5 protein-coding genes and 1 pseudogene are annotated in these 5117 nt (G+C 55.5%); 3 read left to right on the forward strand and 3 right to left on the reverse strand.

Going from position 1 to position 5117, the window contains the following annotated elements:
• Nucleotides 1–620: 620 nt before the first annotated feature.
• Genes J0909_RS18180 through J0909_RS18190 form a run of 3 tightly spaced genes read right to left on the reverse strand, consistent with a single transcriptional unit; the run spans nucleotide 621 to nucleotide 3909 of the window.
• On the reverse strand, nucleotides 621–1586 hold the full coding sequence (locus tag J0909_RS18180; RefSeq protein WP_207265099.1) for an HlyD family secretion protein: 966 nt from the start codon (nucleotides 1584–1586) through the stop codon (nucleotides 621–623).
• A complete protein-coding gene (locus tag J0909_RS18185) occupies nucleotides 1583–1801 on the reverse strand; it encodes a DUF1656 domain-containing protein (RefSeq protein WP_207265101.1) in 219 nt (72 codons plus the stop codon). The genes J0909_RS18180 and J0909_RS18185 overlap by 4 nt, the downstream gene beginning before the upstream one ends.
• The gene (locus tag J0909_RS18190) at nucleotides 1798–3909 is read right to left on the reverse strand and encodes an FUSC family protein (protein WP_207265103.1); all 2112 of its coding nucleotides are present in this window, start codon (nucleotides 3907–3909) and stop codon (nucleotides 1798–1800) included. Before J0909_RS18190 ends, J0909_RS18185 begins: the two co-directional genes overlap by 4 nt.
• A gap of 203 nt (nucleotides 3910–4112) precedes the next feature.
• On the opposite strand from J0909_RS18190, the pseudogene J0909_RS18610 reads away from it, so the two are divergent.
• The 3 genes and pseudogenes from J0909_RS18610 to J0909_RS18200 all read left to right on the forward strand — a co-directional run.
• Nucleotides 4113–4226: pseudogene (locus J0909_RS18610) on the forward strand (cupin domain-containing protein); the annotation flags it as partial.
• A gap of 99 nt (nucleotides 4227–4325) precedes the next feature.
• Complete coding sequence (locus tag J0909_RS18500) at nucleotides 4326–4781, forward strand: helix-turn-helix domain-containing protein (RefSeq protein WP_286182139.1); 456 nt, start codon at nucleotides 4326–4328, stop codon at nucleotides 4779–4781.
• Between the two features lie 97 nt (nucleotides 4782–4878).
• The coding region (locus J0909_RS18200; RefSeq protein WP_353616797.1) for a PAS domain-containing protein at nucleotides 4879–5117 on the forward strand (239 nt) is incomplete at its 3' end.

Genomic DNA, 5117 nt, shown 5'->3' on the forward strand with positions numbered 1-5117 from the left:
ATTGGAAATAGCCGTTGGTTCAGGTGGGTAGCAAGGACTCGGGTAGGATTTCTTATCATTGAAAAAAAACTCCCGGCGAACATTATCGTATTTATTATATCAGAGCACAGCAGCGGATCGGCCACTTTGTTAACAACTTTATTGTCCAGACAGGACCATACACCGTCTCATTTTAGCGGAAGCGTTAACAACTCTATTGTTATACTCGCCATCTACAGCACCGCGAAATGGGGACTATGAAGGAACGGCGTTAACAAAAGCCGCTCTGGTGGCTATGAAGGTGGCAAACCAGGAGCGGCTTTTTATGAGCAACCGATACTCCCCCTCCGAGGCAAAATATCGGTTCGCGAAAAACGGATCGCGGCAGCGGCGGCCACAGCGGTCCCCCTCTGGCTGACGGTCTGGAACAGGCCTTCCCAGGGGCGTTTGCACAGGATATCCGGCCACAAGTCGAGGCGAACGCACCCTTTTTTGTCCGACTTGGAACTCACCATCGAAATGGCTGAACAAAACGATATTTCCCACCTGCAACAGTGCCTAACTGCGCCTTGACCCAAGAGTACCATGTTTTTCCAGGACATAAGGCAAACATTAAGGCGAATTGAAAAGCCGGTACCTTTTCATTGGATTAACGACGTTGCTCCATGAGCAAAATCATGAATCCAGTCGGACAATGAAGCCATACTCCATTGTCTTTCCTGACTCCGCTCCGGCTTTGTGCTGACAGGATTGATTTCGACAGTCGCCGTCATGCCCGCGACCAACTCGACGCTTGGCGGTATATTGTCGATGCTGATGTGGACCGGAATCCGCTGCGCAAGACGTACCCAGCTGAATGTTGGCTCCACATTCGGCAGACCAAGCAGACCAGGCGTCGTGTTGCTATTCTCGATGCCGCGCCCAATACTCTCGACATGTCCTGCTAATGGCTGATCGAACCCCATCAGCCTGATCCGTGCCGTGCTCCCGATGTGAATCTGCCGAATCTTCGTCTCTTCAAAGTACCCAGTGACCCAGAAGCTGGCCATATCGAGTACGGAAATCTTGGTCACTCCTGCCGTCGCAAAATCACCGGGTCGCAATATCAGATTGGAGACATAGCCATCCACCGGAGACCGTATGATCGTGCGGGCAAGGTTAAGCTTGGCCAGTTCAAGGTCTGCCAATGCCCGCTGATAGGAGGCTGCCGCCACCTTCGCATTCCCAGTCACTTGCTGAATCTTTTCCCGAGATACGGCCTCCGGAATGAGACGACGACGCTGTGCAGTCGCTTCAAGGACAATCATATCTTGACGCTTGGCTTCCACTGCGGCCTTTGCGGACGCCACGGCTAGCCGGAATCGTTCAGGGTCAATTTTATAAAGAACATCCCCTTGATGGACGTATTGATTATCGACGACGAATACCGCGCTAACCATGCCGGAAACGTCTGCTCCGACCCGCACGACGTTCGCACTCACCCGACCATCACGAGTCCAAGGCAGCTTGTTATAGTGCTCCCATGCCCATAGAGCGACAAAAGAAGTGATTGCCACGAGGGACAGGGTCAAGGAGTAAGAACCGAACAATGATACGACACGTTTCATTGGAAGAAACCTCCAAAAAATGACGGTTGCTGTAAGAGCAAAACATAAATGATGACGAAGACGGATATCTCGACGAGAGGCCGAGATACGAATACGCGGTAGGCACCGACGAAAGAGAGAAGGCGGATTACCATGACTGCGGCGAACAGCGCAATAACGGCTAGAACCAGCGGGCCGGGTATGAAGACGCCTCCGATAGTGTAATCGATGATCATAGATCATGATCCTTATGGGGTATGAAGTTCAGAGAGAGGGCAAACCGCAGATCAATGACCAGATCAAGCAACCGCGAACAATCATGGGGCGAACCGTTGGCAACCAGCGCCATCAATCTGTCGGTGCGTTGTCCCAGCTCGACCACCTCGGAAGATCGCGACCGCTGCTTGGCGTCGAAGCATACGGCCAAGGCCGAAAAAAGAGCTCGCGCCTCACCGCCGATCTCGCCATCGACGTGGCGGACCGCTTGTTTGAGTTTGCCGACAGCATGTCCGACACGCAAAAGATACAACGGATCATCAATCGCGTCCGAGCGTGGGCTTTTGGCCAGCAACGGAAGCAACAGCGCAGCCCGGTCCGCCATGAGGCTCCTCCAGCCCGCCCCATCGCCATTCTTGCTGAGGGCTTGCCGCCTGACGCCCTTTCGACTGAGTCGAAGCAATCGACTAATGGCCCTATCGGCCGGTACGGTTTGCAACAGCGTCATACTCATCAATCCGAAACCAAGTGACGCGAAGAGGGCAATGACCGTATTGAGAGCCCCGGCGAAATCTCCGGCGTAGACGGTGCCGAGCCCTGCCAGGATCGGAATCGTGAGGGTAATGCCAAATGCCATGACCATTGTCGGAAGCCGCGCCTGCAGGGAACCGCCTAGAAGAAAGGCCGGAGCCAGCACCATGACCAGTACGTTGAAATCCGTCACGCGAGGCAGAACGATGAAACTATAGACAAGGCTGATCAGCACGCCATAGACCGTACCGACCGTATATTTGATAACGCTCGGCGCGGGCACATCGGCAGTGCCGTATAATGAGCAGCATACGCCCAAAACCGAGACGGCCATGCCGCCGTCCGGCCAGGCCGACCATATCCAAAAGACGCAGCCTGTGAAAATGCCGACTGCAGCCCCCAACGCGGCCCGAGCCGCCTTCACATGATCCCGGTGATACACATAGCCCCTTGCTCGTTCCGGCCAACGGCTCGATGCAGCACCGGGCTTACGGCCGGTATTCCTTATGATCCTCTCAAGCCGCTCGCAATCGTGAAGTAAAACGATCAGTTCCGTAAGATGAAGCGCGAGGTTGGCGACGAGCCAGCCGTCCCGCGTGACGGCGTCGACAACCAGACGACTCCGCAGCGACCGTGCCCGATCGGTGAGCTGGAGCGCCAGCTCATCCCTTCTGTTCTCAGCGTCAACCCCTTCAATCCAGATCTCGACGTCATGCCGCAACGCGACAAGTTCGTCGGGCAATCCACGCCCTTCGGTATCAAGGGCCACGAGCCGGTCTTCGATTTCCGCCGTGAGTGGAAGCAGCCGCACAAGCCGATCATGAATCAATCGCCAGGCTCTGGTCCGCACCGTCACGGGAGCGGGATCGTATGGCAGGTGCGTCGCCAGTCCCTGCAATCCGAGCAAATCCATCGCCAGTTTATTGCGTTCGCGACGGCTCTGTCCGGATATTCCATGGAGCGCGCTGCCAGCCGCCTGCCGGGCGTTCCGCAGCGTCCCGGACAACTTGCCGACGAACGGCTCGGTCATGCGCTTCGGCAGGACGAAACGATGCATCAACACGGCGCAAAGAATCCCGATCGAAATCTCCTGAACCCGCATCGACGCCGTCTCGAAAACCGCGTCAGGGGCGAACACACTGGGAAAACCGATCAAGCTCACCGTATAACCGGCAAGAACGAAGGCATAGGCTCGCGGGGTCCGATCGAGCAACGCGAAATAAAGAAACAGACCGATCCAGCCGGCGAGGGCCGCGCTGCATATGACCGGGGTGTTCGCCAGATTCGGGACGATTATCACCGTTGCCGCAGCACCGATGATCGTCCCGGCAAGCCGATAGACCCCACGGCCGAGAGACGCTCCGGCAGAGGTTTGCGAAACAAGATAAACCGTGATGATTGACCAAAAGGGCTTGGAAAGTCCGATGCGCAACGAAATGTAGTAGGCGAGCATTGCTGCGACAAAACTCTTCACGGAGAAAGACAAAGCGGCCGCATCCGCCCTTACGGCGGGGAGGCGATAAAAATGCGTCCCCAGCCGCACAATTGCGGTGCGGACTTTCACAAATGCCGCGTTAGTGGAAGATACGATGTTCATGCAGGTGGTATTTCCATTTTACATCTGCATGTAAACTCGATATTATGACAAAAAATAACTAAATCATGCCAAAGAGGTTCAACATACACCCTACCATCTCCACCTCCGGTCCCGACCATTCAGATCGTCCAGCGGTCGCACACCAACTCGATTTCGCGGACCATGAGGCGGAAGTTCCACCTCATGTACACCGCAAGGGGCAGTTGATCATCGCTCGGCACGGAGCCGTCACCTGCACTGCGGACAACGGGATATGGATCGTACCGCCGAATTGCGGCGTCTGGATTCCAGGGGGGGTACCGCACAGCGCCCGGGCAACCGATAATGCCCAGCTCAACTACCTTTTCGTGGAGCCGGGTGCGGCAGATCTGCCCCAAAAGTGCTGCACGCTGTCCATCTCGCCGATGATTCGAGAAATGATCGACCGGTTGGTACGTGAAGGAGCGGGCTACCCGTTGGACAGCCATGCCGCTCGATTGGCCAGAGTGGCCCTCGAGGAGTTGGTCGAGATGCCACATGAACGACTCAACTTGCCCGTTTCCAATGACCCGAGAATACAAGCGATTGCCAACGCGTTAGTGGCTGAACCAGCTGACCGGGATACCTTGAAGGATTGGGCGCCACGCTGCGCCATGAGTGAGCGATCGTTGGCCCGTTTGATGGTCCAGGAGACGGGCTTGACGTTTGGTCGCTGGCGTCAGCAGTTACGTCTTGTCGTTGCTCTCCGGGAATTGGCCGGTGGCGCATCGGTGCAGACCGTAGCGGCCGAATTGGGCTATGAGTCAGTCAACGCCTTCATCACAATGTTCAAGAAAGCCTTGGGAAGCACCCCGGCGCAGTATTTGCGGAACGCCACAATGGGGGTACCCTGAAGTCATTGCCGGTCGATCTTTCCTTTGTGAATGCAAATGATCGAGGCGCATATTTTCCCAAACCGAACACCGCATATTTCCCCGCAGTGAAGGAATCATCGGCCGGGAGGTACCCAAGTGCCATCCCGCCAAAAGCGTCCATATGGTTCAGGAGATACTTGAAAAATTGAAGTCTGGGGCAAGAGATGTCGCTGAGTTCTGGATACAGATGACTGAAGCCTTCATTCATATCCGCTTTTATGCAATCCGCCAGACGAACGGCACATATGAAGGCTGTTTGCAAGTCGCTCAAGAGGTAACCCACATCAGAGCACTGACCGGAGAGCAAAGATTGCT

It is taken from the genome of Desulfovibrio sp. Huiquan2017, from assembly GCF_017351175.1.
Lineage (GTDB): Bacteria > Desulfobacterota > Desulfovibrionia > Desulfovibrionales > Desulfovibrionaceae > Pseudodesulfovibrio.

Coding starts and splice junctions, on each gene's coding strand:
- J0909_RS18500 (WP_286182139.1), top strand. CDS start 4,326: ATGATCGACCGGTTGGTACGTGAAGGAGCGGGCTACCCGTTGGACAGC.
- J0909_RS18190 (WP_207265103.1), bottom strand. CDS start 3,909: ATGAACATCGTATCTTCCACTAACGCGGCATTTGTGAAAGTCCGCACC.
- J0909_RS18185 (WP_207265101.1), bottom strand. CDS start 1,801: ATGATCATCGATTACACTATCGGAGGCGTCTTCATACCCGGCCCGCTG.
- J0909_RS18180 (WP_207265099.1), bottom strand. CDS start 1,586: ATGAAACGTGTCGTATCATTGTTCGGTTCTTACTCCTTGACCCTGTCC.